Here is an 18,705-nt window from a genome sequence, read left to right on the forward strand (position 1 = left end):
CAAACTCTCCATAAAAAGAAATTTGATTAGCTCAAATTGTTTTGCTGGCATCATGTTTGATGTCCAAAATTTTGTTTCGTTCACTAACTCAAGGTTAGCTACTAAAAACTTTATTGATTACGTTTTGCTTGTTCAGTTTTCAAGGTTCATTTCGTCGTTGTTTTCAGCGACTTCTTAATATTAACATTTAACTCAATTCGTGTCAACAACTTTTTTTAAAAAGTTTTTTTCGTTCGTTGAGTTTTTTTATTACGTCTTAGCGACAATTAATATAATACAATATCAACGAATTAAAAGTCAACAACTTTTTATAAAAAAATATCGAGGTATTTTTCATACCTCGATAACTAGCATACTACAGTCCTTGCTCCATTTCTAGAGCTTCTTTATTTACCTTATAATGACGATGGAATATCATTTCACTTTTCGCAACGATAGGTTCTATTTGAATATAGCCCTTGTCCACTAGAAATTCTACAAACACTTCTAAATCAACCGAGTAATTCATGAGCTCATCATGATCGTGCAATTCCTGAATTGTCCAAGTCTCTTTTGATTGCATTACTTCTAAAATATGTTGAGCGCCGTCTCGAGTACGTGAATGTATTAAAAACTCACTTGCTAAAAACAATAGCTCTAGCCGTTTTTCTATCGGTTCATTACTTGTAACGAGTTCCTCGTATAATTTATAAATCGCTGGTTCTATTTTTTTTACCTGTGACCAAACAGTTACTTCAGGATAAAGTCCACTATCAATGATGGATAAACGGCCCAAATGATGTAACGAATCTACAACATGGTTATAAGCATCGAGATAACTACCCTTATCAAAGTATTCTTTCCCTTCTAAGTAGCGTCGAATTAATTTTGAAAACTGAATGCCTGTTTTGATTTTTCGACCACTAAACGGAAACTCCTGTAATTCAATTTTTAATTTATGAAGAAATTCATTACGATCAAATAATACTCTACCAAAGAAAATCCAATCGACCACTTTTTTATTTGAACCAATTAGTAACCATTTTCGTATTATTTTCTCAGTAACAGTATGTAAAGCTACTTTATTTCCTTCATATAAGTAATGTTTCGTAAAGACTGGCTTTTCTGCTTCCTTTACGATAATAAGTAAGACTGTATCAAATGTATCTGTAACATTACTTTGTTCCTCGCGTTTTCCCACTAAAATAACGCCTAATGTATTCGACTGACTTGCACGTTCTTGGTATATTGGACGCAAAACTTGTTCCATTTTCAGTCCCCCCTCTATTTACTTGTGACCTTTTACCTTTCGCTGGCGGATGTCACGGATTGTTCATCTGTGCGGCAGCAATAAATGTTTTCTGTGCGAAAGCGAAGCGACAGCACAATTACGCCAAAGCGAAATTTATTTCGTTAAAATTTCGACATACTCTAAAAGTATTCCTTCTTTCCATGTTTTCAAAGCTAAAATACTTTGTTCTTATATGTTATAGTAGATTTTAGATTGGGAGGCAAGATGATAAATGAAACCTTACAAAAGTAAAATTAATAAAATCCGTTCATTCGCATTAGCACTTATTTTTATCGGCTTTGTAGTTATGTATGGGGGAATCTTCTTTAAAAACAATCCTATTCTAGTTTTAATTTTCATGACCCTTGGAGTACTTTGTATTATCGGTAGTACAGTTGTTTATGCATGGATTGGACTGCTCTCAACAAAAGCTGTTCAAGTGGAATGCCCTAATTGCCATAAGCACACAAAAGTTTTAGGTCGTGTAGATATGTGTATGTACTGCAATGAACCATTAACGCTGGATCCAACTCTAGAAGGAAAAGAGTTCGACCAATCTTATAATAAGACAAAAAAATCCTAGCCCTCATATAAGAGCTAGGATTTTTTTATTGTACTTTTGCAGATACATCTTTACACGATGGACAAGTGCCGTAAATTTCTAAACGATGCGAATGCACATCAAAGCCTGTTACTTGTGATGCAAAATGTTCAATTTCGTCGAGACCAGGATAATGGAAGTCGACTATTTTTCCACAGCATTCACAAATCATATGATAATGATCGTTTGTAACGAAATCAAAGCGACTAGAAGCATCACCAAATGTTAGTTCTTTCACTAGACCAACTTCACGGAATACGCGAAGGTTATTATAGACAGTCGCTACACTCATATTTGGGAATTTCCCTTCAAGTGCTTTATAAATTTCATCGGCAGTAGGATGTGCCATTGTTTGAATTAAATATTCCAAAATAGCATGACGCTGAGGAGTAATACGAACACCAGTTGTTTTTAACGTGTCAAGTGCATCCTGTAAATGCGTTGCAGACATCGTCATGCACCTCTTCCATAAAGATTCTTAATTTATAATAGTTATAATTAGTGTATCGAATTACTCTTACTTCTGTCAACAATCATACACATTTCAGTTTAATTAGGACCGACACTTCAATAACCTCTTGATAAATCCATAATATTTTCTACATCTATTTCACCACGTAACCACTTCTCTAAACTTGGTTTAAAGATCTCTAAGCTACGTTCAACATAGCGAGATGAGTGACTTGAAATATGCGGAGACACAATGACATTTGGTAAAGTCCATAAAGGATGATTCTCAGCTAAAGGCTCTTGTTCAAATACATCTAAAACAGCATAACCAATTTCACCTGCTTGAATGGCATGGATTAAAACATTTTCCTCTACTAAGTTTCCACGACCAAAATTCATGAAAATGGCGTCATTTTTCATCGCTTTAAAATGTTCTTCTTTCAATAAATGTGTCGTCTCTTCTGTTTTAGGTAATACAGAAATGACAATATCAGCCTTAGGTAAAGCTTCGATTAATTGATCAAAGCTCACTATTTCATTCATATATGTCGCTTCGTTCCCAGAACGGTTACAACCAATTGTCATAACACCAAACGCTTGCAATAAGCGACCTACTTCCGAGCCAATAGCTCCTGGCCCTAAAATAAGTGCTGTACTATCCCGCAGTTCGGTTTGTTTCGCTTTTTTTGACCATTCACTTTTCTTCTGCTGTTCATACATCCAAGGCAGTGCACGCTTAATCGCTAGAATATGGGCAAGCATTGATTCTGCCATTGGTGTTTTATGAATGCCACGCACATTCGAAACTAATATCCCTCGTTCAATAATGGCTTGAGCTGGCATTTTTTCGATCCCCGCTGAAGCTACAAAAATCCATTTAACATTTGTCGCATACTGAATATTTTCATCATTTAAATCTTCACCATATGTCACAAGCACATCTGCTTTTTGTAGCTCATCGTTTGATAAGCCATTTTCAAAAATAAAATCAACTTGTGGGAATTCTGCTACTAGTGGCTCACGTAAATCTGGTCTTGGTTCAAAAGTAAAATAAATTCTCATTGCGTCGCCTCCCATTCCGCTAAATATGTATATACTTCTTCAATATGATTTTTCACTCTTACTTTACGCCAAGCCTTTATCAGGTTTCCTTCTGTATCAATTAAAAACGTCGAACGTTCTATCCCCATATATTCACGTCCATACATCTTCTTCAGCACCCATACGCCATACGCTTCTGCTACGGCATGATCCTCATCCACTAATAGCGAGAATGGTAATCCATGCTTATCTATAAATTTGGTATGTTTTTTTGCATCGTCAGGACTAATGCCAAGTACAACTGCATTTAATTTACTAAAATCCTCGTGCTTATCACGGAAGTCACAAGCCTCCGTCGTACAGCCTGGTGTCATATCTTTAGGATAAAAATATAAAATAACATTTTGTCCTTTGAAATCCTCTAACTTTACTGTTTCTCCTTTTTCATTTATAAGGGAAAAATCAGGTGCTTTTTTACCTTCTATTAAAGCCATATCAATCTCCTCCTCTGTAGGCTCTATTTTACTCTAAATAGTAAAACAAATCATATCCCTTAATTTCTTTGGATTTCTTGCACTGATAGGTCTACAATAGATGAAGTATAAAGATTTAGGAGGCAATATATATGAATCACACAAAATCTGAAGCAGTACACGCAGAAGCGACACAGCATATCGTTGGTGGTGTAAATAGTCCTTCTCGTTCTTATAAAGCAGTTGGCGGAGGTTCACCTGTTGCAATGGCTCGTGGGAAAGGTGCTTATTTTTGGGATGTTGATGGCAACCGCTATATCGACTATCTAGCAGCATACGGTCCAATCGTTACTGGTCACGGTCACCCACATATCGCAAAGGCTATTACACACGCAGCTGAGAATGGCACTTTGTTTGGAACTCCAACTGAATACGAGGTTACTTTTGCTAAAATGCTAAAAGAAGCAATCCCATCTATGGATAAAGTACGCTTTAATAACTCTGGTACAGAAGCCGTAATGACAACAATTCGTGTTGCACGTGCTTTTACTGGCCGTACAAAAGTTATGAAATTCGCTGGCTGCTACCATGGTCACTTTGACTTAGTATTAGTAGCTGCTGGTTCTGGTCCTGCGACATTAGGTACTCCAGACTCAGCAGGTGTTACAACTGCAACAGCAGAGGAAGTAATTACTGTACCATTTAATAATCCAGAAGCATTTACAGAAGCAATGGATAAATGGGGCGATCAAATCGCAGCTATTTTAATCGAGCCTATCGTTGGAAACTTCGGTATTGTAGAACCTAACCCTGGCTTCCTAGAATTAGTTCATGCCACAGCAAAGGAAAAAGGTGCATTAACTATTCACGATGAAGTTATTACTGCTTTCCGCTTCCATTATGGTGGTGCTCAAAACTTATTAGGCTTAACACCTGACCTAACTGCCCTTGGTAAAGTAATCGGCGGTGGTTTACCAATTGGTGCATATGGCGGTCGTAAAGAGGTTATGGATACAGTCGCTCCACTTGGACCTGCCTACCAAGCAGGCACAATGGCTGGAAACCCTGCATCTATGCAAGCTGGTATTGCCTGCCTAGAAGTATTACAAACTCCAGGTATTTATGATGAAATGGACCGTCTCGGAGGTATTTTAGCGGAAGGTATCTTAGCTGCAGCCAAAAAACATGATGTAACAATTACTGTTAATCGTCTTAAAGGTGCTCTTACAATTTACTTTACAGATGTGAAAGTAGAAAACTATGAGCAAGCTGAAAACTCAGACGGTGAAATCTTTGGTCGTTTCTTTAAATTAATGCTTGCACAAGGCATTAATTTAGCTCCATCAAAATATGAAGCTTGGTTCTTAACAACAGAGCATACAGAAGCAGATATTATTGAGACAATCAAAGCGGTAGATATTGCATTTTCACAATTGTAATTATGGGAACACATAAAAAACATATGTTCAACAGTTATTTAAATTAGCGACAACTATAAATTATTAAGGCGGCTCTCCTAAGAGTCGTCTTTTTCATTTAAATGACGTACAAATCTATGTATTTTATGAACACTTCCTTCTATAATGTATAGAAGCATTAATTTTGCCTTGGCATAATTGTGTCTCGCAGAAAGAAGTTAAAAATTTTAGACAGAAAGGACATCCATTTTCTATGAAATTAGGTGCCCGTGTATTTAAAACTGGTGTGGCCATCGTGTTCGCACTATTTATTGCTGAGTTGCTAGAGCTACCTTCACCTGTTTTTGCAGGAATTGCAGCAATCTTTGCGATTCAGCCATCTATTTATCGCTCCTATCAAACAATTGTTGAGCAAGTACAAGCCAATATTATAGGAGCTACCATTGCGGTTATTTTTGGCTTGCTTTTTAGTCACCATGTAGTAGCAATTGGCATTGCAGTCATTGTTGCTATCGGTATCATGTTGAAATTTAAACTTGAAAGGTCGTTGTCTCTAGCACTTGTTACAGTTGTAGCTATTATGGAGTTTCAAGGAGATGACTTTCTTACATTTGGTCTTATTCGCTTTATTACAATATTAGTTGGGGTGTTAGCAGCATTTGTTGTTAACCTAGTCTTCCTTCCACCAAAATATGAAGTAAAGCTTTTCCGTAAGATTTACTTTTTACAGGATGATATTATTCGATGGACGCGACTTGCTGTTCGTCAGGCATCTGAGCATACTTCTACAAAAGAAGCATTAAGCAAATTTAAGGCTCGTATGCAACGAGTTGATACACTGTATGATTTTTATAAGGAAGAGCGTAATTACTTAAAAAATAAAAAGTTTGTAAAAGCACGTAAGCTAGTTGTTTATCGTCAAATGATCACAACGTCAAAGAAAAGTTTAGAGCTTCTTCATCGCCTTCATAATCATGAAAACGAATTAGCACAGCTACCGACGCAATTTCATTTAATGATTCAAGAACGGCTTGATTTCCTGCTAACTTACCATGAGCAACTACTGTTAAAATATACAGGGAAATTAAAGCCCGAACATTCAGAGTGGAGTAAAAACATCGATTATGTTCAGCGCAATGAGTTGATGGAAATATTTATCAAACAAATAACTTATGCACATGATGAAGGCGATACAGAATTTTCGAGCTATCACTTGCTTTATATTTTATCGCGTATTTTAGATTACGAAGAAAACCTAGAGCATTTAGATACGCTCATCGTGTCGTATCAGACTCATCATGGTCATGAAATCAATGTGGAATTTGAAGAGGAATTTATTTAACGAACAAATGCGCCAAAGCGCTCGTTTACATCCGACAAGCGCTGGAGAGCCCGAAGCAAAAGTAAACGCTCCACCTCTTTGGCCCGAGGGATCGAAGCGACCTCGAGGATGTAGCGCTTTAACCTAGACGACTATGTTCTAGGTTATCCAAGGCAAAAAATCTATAGTTTCATTAACTAAAAAAAACGATAGATTGGATTACCATTCTGTCGTTTTTTAAATTTGATAAACATATACTCTTTTAGTGAATCCCCCCTAAAGTAACAGTTTTACCTTAGAGGGGATACTGGTTCAGTTACGCAATGCCATCAGTTTTTTCTCTGCTTGCTTATGCTGTACTGTTTGTTCATCGCGCAACTTCCTATAGTTAGCAATACCTAAAACAATGGTATCCCATATTTCTTCGAGAGTTTGTGTTGTTTCAGTCTGTTGTGCCATAGCAGTACTTAGTTCCACAGTTTCATTGCTAACTCCTCCGAATTGCTTCATACGCTTTTCAAAGGCTGCTACTGAATCATTTTGTAGTTTTTGACGTTTTTCATTAACCGCATTCATAATCCCCATCTTAAAAACAGGAATCGTTGTCACAAACGCATTATTAATTTGCTCCATTAGCTCACTATTGCCATAACGAAGCATCTCAATTTGCGGGGCTGCTAAAATAGCAACCATACGTGATTTCTCAAGCTCTTCTATTTTTTGCTTGAGTAATTCAGCAATGGTTTGTAAACTATTTAGTTCCATTTTTGCTATTTGGTTGCCTGCTTCACTCTGCTTTTCATACATAGGTATTAATGTTGTCGAGACTTCATCTAGTTTTAATTCTGCAGCTACTATATACTTTTCAATGTCAAGATAATACATCAAATCTTCTTTATATAGCCGTGCAAGCATACGATTATCCTTTGCCAATGCTTCTTCCATTAGCACAAATTGATAATGTATCTTCTCTATATCTCTACCTAGAATATTGTACTTGGCAAACAAATCTTCCTCTTTTTTTGCTTCACGCTTAAACAACTTTCTAAAAAAACCTTTCTGCTCAATCACTTCTTTTTTATCGAATTTTGACATCAAGACTTCAAGCTGCTTTAATAAATTACTTGATTCATTTGCTTTAGATTGCGTTATCATGTTTAAAATTTGATCAGAGAAATGTGATAGTTTCGTTGCAGGTCCTTTACCCAATGCCATTAAATCTAGTTGGTTTTTTATATTTATCTGATTTGCAATTTGCTTTACTTCTGCATTTTGACGTAATTGTTGTTTTGCTACTTCCGCTGTTTCTAGTGTCAGTTGCTCAAGAGTAACAGGGATATTTGACATCGTGCGCCCCCTTCCTAACCATCAGAAAAAGCGATTAAATAGTTTTTTTATCATTTTATCTGGCTTGTTTTTTTGTTGTTTTGGTTCTTCATATTGTAAATCAAACAACATATGCTCCAAACGATGTACATCAAATGTATCCTCTTGCAAATATTTTTCTAAATCTAGTTTGCCTGTCGGATTGTATAATACAATATCAATACCGAAGCGATTTAAAAATGCAAGAAGCACAATATCCTCTCGTGATAAAGCTGGCTGCTGAGGCGCTTGATATAATACTAATTTCGGCACCTCTTGCGAATAATCAAAGCTTTGCAATAAACGCAGTATTTCTTGAGGGATCATCGTCAATTGTTTAAATAAAAATAATTGTAAGTCATACAAAGGTTCGTTCGGCTGTTGTTTCAACATTGGCTGTTCACATGAAGTTTTTATCGTATGGGCGATTGCATGTTGTAGTTCTAATGTTAGATCGCCATATTGCCACCAATCACTTTGCACAATACGCTCTACTGATAGTTCACCATTCACTAAGCAATGCTTATAGTGAAAATGATAGTTGGCTCTACTAGTTGTCACAAATGGAAACTCCTGTACAAATACAGTTTGTTGGCTAGTAATCAGTTGATGCATATAATGCCAATATTCTTCACGTCTACTCGAAACACCACTTATTTTCGCAAAAATTACTGGGATTATCACTTCATCTTTTATTACTTCGAATTTCGGGCGAACCATGGCCTTCTCGTTTGCATAAATAAAAATATCATCGTATGTCATACGTAGCGTTAAAGAGCGAGGCAGGCAATCTTTAAACTGCCAAGGTTTAAACACACCCGATTGCTGATCATGCATTAATTGTTCGAAATGCTGACTTGAACGATAACCAACTGTCGCCTGACGGTCACGCATCTTATCAGGAAAAGGCTGTAACGTTGTTTGACTTGCATAGGAATGTGTAATAGAAAACGCATCTGTAGAATCAATTTCTGCAAATTCATCAACTTTAGCTGGATGAAAAATCAATACATCGCAACCAAGCTCCATTAATAATAATAAAAAATATCTCTGACTAATTGTGGTTTCGCCATACCAAACGACTTTTGGAAAGTCATCTGTCGGCTTCATCGATTTCGTCCATTCAATCCAATGGTTTTTTAACCACTTCACCATATCAATTAGAAATCGACGAAAATCATTTGCCAGTAAGCCTAGTGATTGTTGCTCTTGAAAACGTTCAACAACTCGAATCGTCGCTAGCTGTAAATGACGATTCATGTCGGCATCATCATGCTTCGGTATTAACTGATAACCAGACATCATAGCCACTAAACGATTAATAGATAAACCTTTAGGTGTTTGCTGATGCTGCGCTAAAATATTTTGTAGTGCCTGAAAATCCTTTTGTTCTATATGTTTGTTTAATTCTTCATTTAAAATATGGATATTTGGCTTTTGTGACAATGTAAATAATGAATTAAAATAATCATCTTCTTCTATCGGTGCACCTAACACACGAACAGCAATGCGACTAAAACTCACCTGCTGCGCTGTTTCCTCATAATATGCGCGACTCTTTGGTGAATCTTGGAACGCCTGTAGCCAATCATCCGGATCTCGTTCTAGCACTGATTTAATTGTGATTGTTTGCATACAAACGTCACCTCCTCCAAAATCATCTTCCTTTGCACATGCTCAAAAATAACATATTCACGTTTATCCATTGTGTTGCATCACTTATATTTACTTGCCTATTATTTAAATGAAACTTACTTATAGCCTGTTTACTTTGTAGCCAGTCTTAAAACTGCTTCAAGTAATTCTTTTGTAAATGCTTCACCACTGTGCACCGAATAGGTTGTATTCATTAACGTTCGTGGTTGTTTATCCTTTAAATCCCCATGATGAGGTGTATAAGCTATGTCAGCCATCGCAAGCATTCCGTAATCCATAATAGAATCGCCAGCTGCTACATGCAAATCATATGTACAAAGTTCTTTCATATACTCAATCGCCGCTTCCTTCGTAAGCACTTTAGGCATAAAATATAATTTTTTCCCTTGTAGAAGAACATGCCAACCGTGTCCGTCAAATTCATGGATAATTGCTTGTAATTCATCTGGGCGTAAAACATCTACATCAACATGATGAACATAAAATAGGTCATCTATGTAAAATGAACGCTGTAGCCATGTGTCCGATTTTATAGTATGAAAATGTTTTAGCATATCCCCCTGAGGAATAGAAGAGTCTTCAATACGCATACGTAATGTTTTTGCCCACTGTTCATATGGACGACCCTTTTCTAATATTGTACCTCCATTACTCGTAATTGCAAAAGTAGGGCTCAAATCATTTATAAAATGAATTTGTTCATATTGATACAAAGCTCGTGTTGTCACTGGTACAAACTGTGCATGTTTATGAACCTGTTGCAGTAATGGCGCAGTTACTTCTGTCATCATACTAATAATTTCATTCGCTCTTTGTTCAACTACAACCGTATCTGTTGCTGGCGGGAAATTATCCATCATGCGCTTTGAATAAATGAGTGTTCTATCTAAATCAGATGTAAATAGTAGCATATTTATCTCCTCTATATTTCTTTAATAAGGCCGCAACATGCATACGACATATTTGGATATTCTTCTATTGGTACATTTCTTTCCTGAGCTAATAATAAAATGTGTTCAAGTTCATTCATGTATTTTGGATTAATTAAAATTTTCCATGGAATTCGTCTTAGTAATACTCGTGTTGTTTCACCAACACCAGGTTTAATAAAATGAATATTATTAATACCAAATACCTGTTGAATCGCTTGCACTGATTTCATGCCCTGCCAAGTAATCGGAGAGGCTGTTCGCTCCAGAAGTTGTTGTTCAACCTCCTTCTGCACTTTTTCAAAACATGTAGCTACACGATCTATGTATAAGTTTGACACATCTACATCCGCGAGTTCTTTATAGTATTTAGCCCCGTGAAAGTCAGTTTCATCCATAAATTGCAAATTCAAAACCGTCCGACTCACCAACCCGGATACAGTGGAATTCAAACATGCTGAAGGGATTAAAAAATCTGTACGTGTTCCATAAATCGAAGCGCAATGACCTGGATCAGCCAACACAGCCAAATTTGCACTCAGTTGCTCTTTATGATTTGCATTGAACTTTTCACATGAATGTAGCAATTCTGTTGTGATGGCACCTTTACCCGTCCAGCCATCGATAAATTGAATACATGCTTGAGAGTGTTTAGTAAAAATGTAACGAATAGCTGTCTCATCAAAACCTCGACCACGAAGAATGGATATAGAGTAATGAGGGACACAGACACTATAGCGCATTTTTAAATAACGTTTAATTAAAATGCCTATTGGAGTACCTGCCCTTGCTAAACTCACAAGTACTAAATTTTCTAAACCCTGATGTTCTACAATTTGTTCAGCCACAATACCAACAGCTAATGCAATCCGTTCTTCATAGACACTTAAAGTTTCATGAAAAAGTGCCATATATGCCTCAGTTGGATGATATTCGACTGGCAACATTTCTGAATAATGCGTACCAGATTGAATAAGACGTTCACGTTTTTCATTATCCAATTCAAGTAAGACATTACTAATATCACGAAATAAAAAAACAACATCTTCAGGTGCATAACTACCCATTTTATCTGGCTGCATAATTGAGATCATTATTCTTCCTCCACTTCATGCATACAAACTACATAAATTTTTGCATTACTTACAGATTGTAATGCTTTCACAAATAGTGCTAAAATTTCTTTATTTGCTATACGTTCCACAATTACAAATAGTTCCGAGTAAGGGTGACTTTGTACATTATATAAATAGTTTTCAACACCATTATTTTCAGGACATTCAAAAGAGATTTTTTCTGTTATTGTATAGTCTTCATGATCTGTACAATAAATCGGACTTCGTGTTGTTGATTGAAAATAAACATCTTTACCTAAGTAAGCGGCAATTTGCATTGGAACATACATAAACTCACCTGTTCCAATTACTAGTGCCGGTCCATCTGTTCGTAGTTTTTTTAATTGTTTGGCGATTCCCTGTAATGCATCCTTTTGCTTGCTATGCTGCTCAGACGTCAACATAAATCTTCCAGTCGCTAGCATATAGGGTTTACTGTTTTCTAAACCGTTCTCCGCAATAGAACGATAATATCTACGCTCACCCGTTTCTTTTATCGGTAATAGCGATATATCTTGTGCAACACAGTCCATTACTCTTTTTTGGCTACTTGTTAAAAGCGGTGTACCACCACAGCTAAAGCAACCACCCATAATCGCTATAAAATCAACCGATACATGCCACTTCTCCTCTAAATGCTTAAAAAAGGCTTGCTGTTGTTCAGAACGCCAGTCTAAAATGGATAGCACTGTATAATGCTTGACTAAAGGAAATTTCTTTCGTAACGTATTAATAATATTCACGACTGTATTTCCAGTTGTAATCTCATCATCAATTAACACAATGCGCTTTGCATGTAACAATTTTTCAGGTTCTTCCGTATAAATATTATGGCTAGTCGCATGAGAATGTTCTTCTTCAAACGTAACAAATGGTTCGAAGTCAGGTAGTACTTCTCGTGTCGTATGGATATACATAGCATTCGATTGAAACGTATTAAATACAGCGTGACCAAGTGCTGTTGCTGTTTCTGCAAATCCAATAAACAATGTTTCCTCAGGCAGTGTCATACCTGCATCCATGGATAGTTGTAAATCATCCTGCTCATTGAAAGTTTTAAGCGCCTGTACAATAGATGTAATGCTATTTACTTCTTGATCAACAAGCTTCTGATAATACATCATTGCTAGGAGGTTTCCTGTAAGCAATGGTACTTGTGGACGAACAGCTAAATGTTTCCCAAGAACCGTACTCACAAATAAAAATTGTCTTTTCTTATTAATACGTGCCGCCATTTTAAATAAATCTGTGACTGCAAAATCATATGGGTTATGTGTGATATCAATCTCTATGTCATAACTTTGAAGAATATTTAACTTATTTTTTAATTGTTGCATAGACAGTCACTACTCCCTATCTCTGAATTTAATAAAAGTGAGGCAAAATCTATGGACTCGTGATAGACTCCATATACATGTGCCTGACGCAAAATTCGCTGTGCCCATCTCATATGTGGTTTTATTTCATTCATTTTATTGGCATAGTGACTTTTCAAAACACCTTTTTGACCATCATTATTTTCTATAATACTTAGTGCATCTAAATATTCCTCATAGGAAATAGCATATAATGCATGTACAACACGAATATGGCTAGGATGAATAACCGTTTTACCTAATATTCCATTCTGTCTGTCCATTAATACTTCCTTCATTAATCCATCTAAACAATCATCTAACAATGCCTTGCGTGTAGCTAGTGCTCCCTTTTCACTAAACGGTGTTACTCTTAATTCTGGTTTTAATACACGTTGATTACTAAAATACTCCCATACAGGCCCAGAAATGATAAAGCCATCTTCTTCACGACCTAGTACATTGACAATATCAGCAAAACAATCTCGGATCACACTTATATCATAAATTGTCGAATCCATACGACGCCGAATGCCAAATATTCCGCAAAAATCAGTTGCACCTATACGCACGTTTAATACTCGCTGTCGGTATTGCTGTAGGACTTCTTTAATAGCAAATAACGAATCCATACGAGATTCCTTATATAAAATGTCACGACTTTCTAAAATCGGCATACCATATAAGGTTAATTGATGCTGTTGAATCGTTTGCTCCAATAATTCAAAATAGATAGCCCCTTGCACTGCTGTAAATTTAGGAAACACATAACCCGTTAATACTTCTTGTCGCTCTCCTAGCACGGTACTTAAATATTTGAATTGTTCGACATTTCGAACACGAATAAATATTAGTGGTAATTCCTGAGGTAGTAGTTGTTTATTGCTATAGAGCATATATAATTCACTAATATCAGCTATCAATTTTGCCTCACAGCACTCTAATTCGGTATCTCCTACTGCATCCTCTAAATCTATGACCAGTGATGCCAGCTCTTTATATTTTCGTGATTGTATTATACTCACAATATCGGGCATGGATGCAGGCATATACAAAGTCGCACCCAAGGCATATGACAAAATATCTGGCGTTTCCCATTTAGTAAAAGGCTGTGGCTTTTTATAAAAAATCGTCTCTGCTTCTGTTGCAAAATGTTGCAAATTAATCCCCTCCTCAGTAAGAAGTATACCTTGTAAAAAAGCACTGCATCGGCCTCCTTCTACAGACCAATACAGTGCCTTAGTTATACAATTGTTTTCTTATTCGTCTTGTACACAACAAATGTTAATAAGAATGCCACTTACTTTATTGCAGGCCAAATGTATTAATTAATGCTGCTAATCCACCTTTATAGCCTGCGCCTACTGCGGCAAATTTCCACTCGCCATTATGACGGTACAGCTCACAAAATACGACAGCTGTTTCAATACTGAAATCCTCACCTAAATCGTAGCGCAGTACTTCTGACCCTGAGTCTTCATTCATTAAACGAACATATGCATTCAACACTTGTCCGAAATTTTGGTGACGTCCTTCTGCATCGTAAATTGTAACAGTCACAACAATCTTTTCAATTTGAGGAGATACTTGCTTTAAGTTAACAAGAATTTTTTCATCGTCCCCATCGCCTTCACCTGTACGATTATCACCAATATGCTCGACAGATTGGTCTGAACTCTTTAAATTATTGTAGAAAATAAAGTCTTGTTCATTTCGGCATTTTCCAGATGCATCTAGTAAAAATACAGATGCATCTAAGTCAAAGTCTTGCCCACCATCGAATTGTTTCACATCCCAGCCTAATCCAATACCTATGTTATTTAAGCCTGGATCTTGCTTTGTTAAATCAATGCGTTGCCCTTTACTTAATTGAATACCCATTAGAATTCCCCTTCTTTGTTTAAAGATAAATTTTAGTTTACATCTAAGCCATAATCGTTACATAGAACAGCCAATCCACCTTGGTAACCAGCACCGACTGCATTAAACTTCCATTCACCGTTATGGCGATACAGTTCACCTACAACAATAGCTGTTTCAATACTGAAATCTTCCCCTAAATCATAACGTATTAGTTCCTCATTTGAAGCTGCATTCATAATACGAATGTATGCATTAGAAACCATACCGAAGTTCTGGCTACGCGCCTCTGCCTCATGGATTGTTACAGTGAATGCTATACGTTGTACATGTGCAGGTACTTGAGTTAAAGCTACTTTTACCACTTCATCATCGCCATCGCCAATACCTGTTAGATTATCACCAGAGTGTTCAACTGAACCGTTGCCACCTGTTGAATTATTATAGAAGATAAAATCATTTTGATCTGCTACTTTCCCTGTATCAGCAAGTAAAAATACAGATGAATCTAAATCAAAATCATTTCCACCATCATATTTATTTGTATCCCAGCCTAAACCAACAACAACATTTGTTAATCCTGGATTTGATTTTGTTAAATCTACCTTTTGACCTTTTTGCAATGAAATTCCCATTATTCTATTCCTCCTATATTTTAAATTATTGATATCTTCGGACTACATCGCCAAGCTTCATATCGTTAGTACCTGTGCCAACAGCAGCGAACTTCCACTCATTATCATGACGATAAATCTCACCACAAATTAGCGTCGTTAAGTTCGAATAATTATCAGTTAAATTATAACGAATCAATTCATTTCCAGTCCTGTCATCATACACACGAATATATGCATTTTGGATCATACCAAAGTGTTGGTTACGTCCTGCAGCATCATAGATATTCACGACAAACACAAGTTTGTTATATTGCGTTGGTACAGAAGATAACTCGATTGTGATAACTTCATCATCCCCATCTCCATCACCCGTTAAATTGTCGCCTGAATGTCGGACAGAACCACATGTACTTGTTAATTTTCCAAAGTAAACAACGTCATCTCCTGCTAGAACCTTATCATCTTGTAGCATTAATACGGATGAATCACAATCGATACTTCTTTCATTACTTCCACTTTTACTAGAAAATAAACCACCTAAGAAGCCACCGCTTTTTCCTTGGCTTACAGGGTCCCACCCTAAACCAACTTTAATTTTATTTAAACCTGCATTACCTTTTGTTAAATCAACACGTTGCCCTTTTTGCAAATTAATTCCCAATTTCAACAACCTCCTACAAATTGTATGTACTTCCACTAAATCGGCTCATCACCATAACGTGTGGTTGATTTCCGTTCCGACTGGGCGCTTTTATCGCTGCCGCTTCGCTTTCGCACAGAGCAAAGCTTCCTAGGGACGTCCAATCAACTAATATACAGCGCATATATTAAAAAAAATGGTCATCCACAACTTTTGGCGATAAACCACTAAATCATTGTATGTAAATAAAAAAATTACATCCGTTAAAGCAAAGTTGCTAAACTATCGGTTATCAGCCAATATATCTCAATTTTAAAATAATACTACAAAAAACTCAATAAACGATTCCAGAAAAAGGTTTTGTCTCTTTTCTTATTTCGGCCTCTTTATAGAAGACGTTCCTGGTGAAAAAAGTGTTTCCATTTCCATGCATCCTTTTATTTGAAAGACCCATAAAAATCAAAAAACCTTCACATATTGAAGGTTTTTGATTTTTCTATCAACTTTTCATTTTCGGATCAAGTGCATCACGTAAACCGTCCCCCATTAGATTAAAACCGAGAACCGTTAACATAATAGCTAAACCTGGGAAAATCATCGTCCACGGCGCCTTTAATAAATAGATACGGGAATCCGCTAGCATTTTACCCCATTCTGGCGCTGGTGCTTGAGCTCCTAATCCAAGGAAGCCTAATGCCGCCGCTTCAATTATCGCTGTCGCTATCGCTAGCGTTCCTTGTACGATGATTGGCGTCATCGAGTTTGGTAAAATATGAGAGAACAAAATTCGTGAATCACGCATTCCGATGGCCTTTGCCGCTACGATATACTCCTCCTCCTTTACACTCAATACTTTCGAACGAATTAGGCGCCCGAAATTTGGCACGTTAATAATGGCAATGGCAATCAATGCATTTTGTAAAGATGGTCCAAGTACTGCTACTACCGCAATCGCTAGTAAAATGCTAGGGAATGCTAACAAAATATCGAAAATACGCGAGATTATCGTATCAATCCATCTTCCATAATAACCCGCAATAATGCCAAGGAAACTACCTACAATTACAGAAAGGATAACCGAAAAAAACCCTACCTTCAAAGAAATACTAGCTCCATGTATAACTCTAGAGAAAATATCCCGCCCAAAGTCATCCGTGCCAAACCAATGCTCACTTGACGGTGCTAATAAACGCTGCGAAAAATTTTGTTCATTAATTCCTTCAGGAGCAATCATCGGGCCGACTATAGCAAGTATAATAAATAATAGTACAATACCTGCACCTATGAGGGCGATTTTGCTCTTTTTAAAGCTACGCCAGCCTTCTCTCCAAGGACCTGCCGCTCGTTCACGACTTGGTGCTACTTCTGTTTTTATATCTATCGCTTCAGTCATTATCGCTTCCCTCCTCTATTTGTATTTAATCCGTGGATCGATCACCGTATACAGTAAATCCACAATTAAGTTAATCATAATAAAAATAAAAGCAATTATTAAAATACCTGATTGAATAACAGGATAGTCTCGGAAGCCAATGGCATCATAAATATAACGACCAATTCCAGGCCAGCTGAAAATTGTCTCTGTTAATATGGCACCACCTAGCAGTAACCCTGTTTGCAAACCGATTACTGTTAACACTGGAATAACTGCATTTTTTAATGCATGCTTATAAACAACAATAAACATTTTCTGTCCCTTTGCTCTAGCGGTGCGTACATAGTCAGAGCGCATTACTTCAAGCATAGACGACCTAGTCATTCTTGCAATAATCGCCATTGGAATTGTCGCAAGAGCTATGCCCGGTAATACTAATCTCTTTAATACTTCAGTAAACTGATCAAAGCGGCCTTGTATTAACGTATCCAGTAAATAAAAATGAGTAATGGCGGTTATTGGATCTCGCACATTTTCTCGCCCAGATGTCGGGAACCAGCCGAGCTGATTACTAAAAGCCCATTGTTCCATTAAACCGAGCCAGAAGACTGGTACAGACACCCCAATTAAAGCAACTACCATTGCCACATAGTCGAACCAAGAATTTTGGAACCATGCAGAAATAATACCTGCATTTACGCCAACTATCACTGCGATAATCATTGCAAATAGCGCTAGCTCAGCTGTTGCCGCTAAATACGGGAAAATTTCCTCTGATACAGGTAATTTAGTACGCAATGATACTCCTAAATCCCCCTGAAAAACGCCACCTAAATAACTAAAATATTGTGTATACCATGGCTTATTTAATCCTAAACTTGCGTTTAACGCTTCGACCGCTTCTTTCGTTGCCTGCTGTCCTAAAATTACTTGTGCTGGATTACCAGGAATTGAACGAATTAACATGAAGACGATAAAAGTCATTCCAAGCAAAACTGGGATTAATTGAAACAAACGTCTTCCCATATAGTGAAGCATCTTCTTCACCCCTCTGTTATTTTCATAAAATACTTTTTCATCAAAAGCATTGAAGTCTCAACGCATACTGTAGAAAGGGTCAGCTTTCACCAAACAGTTTAGATGATTGGTCTTTCATACAGAAAAAAATACATCTACCTTGTAAAAAGAATCCGCTAGATTTCTACGGCTTACCCGCAGA

At 36.9% G+C, this 18,705-nt stretch carries 18 protein-coding genes; 3 read left to right on the top strand and 15 right to left on the bottom strand.

Annotated features, from left to right (window positions below; translation table 11 throughout):
* Window positions 1–355: 355 nt before the first annotated feature.
* Entirely contained in the window at window positions 356–1,249 is an 894-nt protein-coding gene (locus ACQKMV_RS17160) for a nucleotidyltransferase-like protein (RefSeq protein ID WP_427505393.1), read from the bottom strand.
* Between the two features lie 253 nt (window positions 1,250–1,502).
* Between ACQKMV_RS17160 and ACQKMV_RS17165 the strand changes: the two genes are divergently transcribed.
* The gene (locus ACQKMV_RS17165) at window positions 1,503–1,853 is read left to right on the top strand and encodes a YgzB family protein (protein ID WP_427505394.1); all 351 of its coding nucleotides are present in this window, start codon (window positions 1,503–1,505) and stop codon (window positions 1,851–1,853) included.
* Between the two features lie 25 nt (window positions 1,854–1,878).
* Here ACQKMV_RS17165 and perR read toward each other — a convergent pair whose 3' ends face one another.
* From perR to bcp, 3 genes are all read right to left on the bottom strand, one after another.
* Entirely contained in the window at window positions 1,879–2,322 is a 444-nt protein-coding gene (gene perR / locus ACQKMV_RS17170) for a peroxide-responsive transcriptional repressor PerR (protein ID WP_427426692.1), read from the bottom strand.
* Window positions 2,323–2,438: 116 nt separating this feature from the next.
* The gene (locus tag ACQKMV_RS17175; RefSeq protein WP_427505395.1) at window positions 2,439–3,383 is read right to left on the bottom strand and encodes a D-2-hydroxyacid dehydrogenase; all 945 of its coding nucleotides are present in this window, start codon (window positions 3,381–3,383) and stop codon (window positions 2,439–2,441) included.
* A complete protein-coding gene (gene bcp, locus ACQKMV_RS17180) occupies window positions 3,380–3,856 on the bottom strand; it encodes a thioredoxin-dependent thiol peroxidase (protein ID WP_427505396.1) in 477 nt (158 codons plus the stop codon). The genes ACQKMV_RS17175 and bcp overlap by 4 nt, the downstream gene beginning before the upstream one ends.
* A gap of 131 nt (window positions 3,857–3,987) precedes the next feature.
* Here bcp and ACQKMV_RS17185 point away from each other — a divergent pair, with 131 nt between their 5' ends.
* Window positions 3,988–5,274 (top strand): glutamate-1-semialdehyde 2,1-aminomutase, encoded by a 1,287-nt coding sequence (locus tag ACQKMV_RS17185; RefSeq protein WP_427505398.1) that lies wholly within the window; start codon window positions 3,988–3,990, stop codon window positions 5,272–5,274.
* Between the two features lie 232 nt (window positions 5,275–5,506).
* Window positions 5,507–6,595, top strand: a complete 1,089-nt coding sequence (locus ACQKMV_RS17190) for an FUSC family protein (protein WP_427505399.1) — start codon at window positions 5,507–5,509, stop codon at window positions 6,593–6,595.
* 291 nt (window positions 6,596–6,886) lie between these two features.
* On the opposite strand, the gene ACQKMV_RS17195 is transcribed toward ACQKMV_RS17190, so the two are convergent.
* The 11 genes from ACQKMV_RS17195 to ACQKMV_RS17245 all read right to left on the bottom strand — a co-directional run bounded on the left by ACQKMV_RS17195 (window position 6,887) and on the right by ACQKMV_RS17245 (window position 18,524).
* Window positions 6,887–7,921: a toxic anion resistance protein gene (locus ACQKMV_RS17195; protein WP_427505401.1), complete on the bottom strand. Its 1,035-nt coding sequence runs from the start codon at window positions 7,919–7,921 to the stop codon at window positions 6,887–6,889.
* A 21-nt stretch (window positions 7,922–7,942) separates the two neighbouring features.
* On the bottom strand, window positions 7,943–9,574 hold the full coding sequence (locus ACQKMV_RS17200) for a YceG family protein (RefSeq protein ID WP_427505402.1): 1,632 nt from the start codon (window positions 9,572–9,574) through the stop codon (window positions 7,943–7,945).
* Between the two features lie 131 nt (window positions 9,575–9,705).
* Entirely contained in the window at window positions 9,706–10,506 is an 801-nt protein-coding gene (locus ACQKMV_RS17205; RefSeq protein ID WP_427505404.1) for an HAD family hydrolase, read from the bottom strand.
* 11 nt (window positions 10,507–10,517) lie between these two features.
* On the bottom strand, window positions 10,518–11,618 hold the full coding sequence (locus ACQKMV_RS17210; protein WP_427505405.1) for a cysteine protease StiP family protein: 1,101 nt from the start codon (window positions 11,616–11,618) through the stop codon (window positions 10,518–10,520).
* The gene (locus tag ACQKMV_RS17215; RefSeq protein ID WP_427505406.1) at window positions 11,618–12,976 is read right to left on the bottom strand and encodes a phosphoribosyltransferase family protein; all 1,359 of its coding nucleotides are present in this window, start codon (window positions 12,974–12,976) and stop codon (window positions 11,618–11,620) included. The genes ACQKMV_RS17210 and ACQKMV_RS17215 overlap by 1 nt, the downstream gene beginning before the upstream one ends.
* Window positions 12,964–14,154 carry an HpcH/HpaI aldolase/citrate lyase family protein gene (locus ACQKMV_RS17220; protein ID WP_427505407.1) on the bottom strand — a complete coding sequence of 397 codons (1,191 nt, stop codon included), beginning with the start codon at window positions 14,152–14,154 and terminating at the stop codon, window positions 12,964–12,966. The genes ACQKMV_RS17215 and ACQKMV_RS17220 overlap by 13 nt, the downstream gene beginning before the upstream one ends.
* 145 nt (window positions 14,155–14,299) lie before the next feature.
* Window positions 14,300–14,875, bottom strand: coding sequence for a TerD family protein (locus ACQKMV_RS17225; protein ID WP_427505408.1), 576 nt, complete (start codon window positions 14,873–14,875; stop codon window positions 14,300–14,302).
* 32 nt (window positions 14,876–14,907) lie between these two features.
* Window positions 14,908–15,489 (bottom strand): TerD family protein, encoded by a 582-nt coding sequence (locus ACQKMV_RS17230; protein ID WP_427505410.1) that lies wholly within the window; start codon window positions 15,487–15,489, stop codon window positions 14,908–14,910.
* 25 nt (window positions 15,490–15,514) lie between these two features.
* The gene (locus tag ACQKMV_RS17235; RefSeq protein WP_427505412.1) at window positions 15,515–16,132 is read right to left on the bottom strand and encodes a TerD family protein; all 618 of its coding nucleotides are present in this window, start codon (window positions 16,130–16,132) and stop codon (window positions 15,515–15,517) included.
* Between the two features lie 478 nt (window positions 16,133–16,610).
* On the bottom strand, window positions 16,611–17,504 hold the full coding sequence (gene nikC, locus ACQKMV_RS17240; protein WP_427426697.1) for a nickel transporter permease: 894 nt from the start codon (window positions 17,502–17,504) through the stop codon (window positions 16,611–16,613).
* A gap of 15 nt (window positions 17,505–17,519) precedes the next feature.
* A complete protein-coding gene (locus ACQKMV_RS17245; protein ID WP_427426698.1) occupies window positions 17,520–18,524 on the bottom strand; it encodes an ABC transporter permease in 1,005 nt (334 codons plus the stop codon).
* Window positions 18,525–18,705: the final 181 nt, after the last annotated feature.

Origin of the sequence: Lysinibacillus sp. NPDC094403 (assembly GCF_050278745.1) — a bacterium.
GTDB lineage: Bacteria > Bacillota > Bacilli > Bacillales_A > Planococcaceae > Lysinibacillus.

Excerpts from the sequence above, each read along its gene's own strand:
- nikC (WP_427426697.1), bottom strand. The coding sequence starts at position 17,504 with ATGACTGAAGCGATAGATATAAAAACAGAAGTAGCACCAAGTCGTGAA.
- ACQKMV_RS17165 (WP_427505394.1), top strand. The coding sequence starts at position 1,503 with ATGAAACCTTACAAAAGTAAAATTAATAAAATCCGTTCATTCGCATTA.
- ACQKMV_RS17195 (WP_427505401.1), bottom strand. The coding sequence starts at position 7,921 with ATGTCAAATATCCCTGTTACTCTTGAGCAACTGACACTAGAAACAGCG.
- ACQKMV_RS17200 (WP_427505402.1), bottom strand. The coding sequence starts at position 9,574 with ATGCAAACAATCACAATTAAATCAGTGCTAGAACGAGATCCGGATGAT.
- ACQKMV_RS17245 (WP_427426698.1), bottom strand. The coding sequence starts at position 18,524 with ATGCTTCACTATATGGGAAGACGTTTGTTTCAATTAATCCCAGTTTTG.
- ACQKMV_RS17175 (WP_427505395.1), bottom strand. The coding sequence starts at position 3,383 with ATGAGAATTTATTTTACTTTTGAACCAAGACCAGATTTACGTGAGCCA.
- ACQKMV_RS17185 (WP_427505398.1), top strand. The coding sequence starts at position 3,988 with ATGAATCACACAAAATCTGAAGCAGTACACGCAGAAGCGACACAGCAT.
- ACQKMV_RS17160 (WP_427505393.1), bottom strand. The coding sequence starts at position 1,249 with ATGGAACAAGTTTTGCGTCCAATATACCAAGAACGTGCAAGTCAGTCG.
- ACQKMV_RS17190 (WP_427505399.1), top strand. The coding sequence starts at position 5,507 with ATGAAATTAGGTGCCCGTGTATTTAAAACTGGTGTGGCCATCGTGTTC.
- ACQKMV_RS17215 (WP_427505406.1), bottom strand. The coding sequence starts at position 12,976 with ATGCAACAATTAAAAAATAAGTTAAATATTCTTCAAAGTTATGACATA.
- perR (WP_427426692.1), bottom strand. The coding sequence starts at position 2,322 with ATGTCTGCAACGCATTTACAGGATGCACTTGACACGTTAAAAACAACT.
- ACQKMV_RS17210 (WP_427505405.1), bottom strand. The coding sequence starts at position 11,618 with ATGATCTCAATTATGCAGCCAGATAAAATGGGTAGTTATGCACCTGAA.
- ACQKMV_RS17230 (WP_427505410.1), bottom strand. The coding sequence starts at position 15,489 with ATGGGAATTTCATTGCAAAAAGGTCAAAAGGTAGATTTAACAAAATCA.
- ACQKMV_RS17225 (WP_427505408.1), bottom strand. The coding sequence starts at position 14,875 with ATGGGTATTCAATTAAGTAAAGGGCAACGCATTGATTTAACAAAGCAA.
- ACQKMV_RS17205 (WP_427505404.1), bottom strand. The coding sequence starts at position 10,506 with ATGCTACTATTTACATCTGATTTAGATAGAACACTCATTTATTCAAAG.
- bcp (WP_427505396.1), bottom strand. The coding sequence starts at position 3,856 with ATGGCTTTAATAGAAGGTAAAAAAGCACCTGATTTTTCCCTTATAAAT.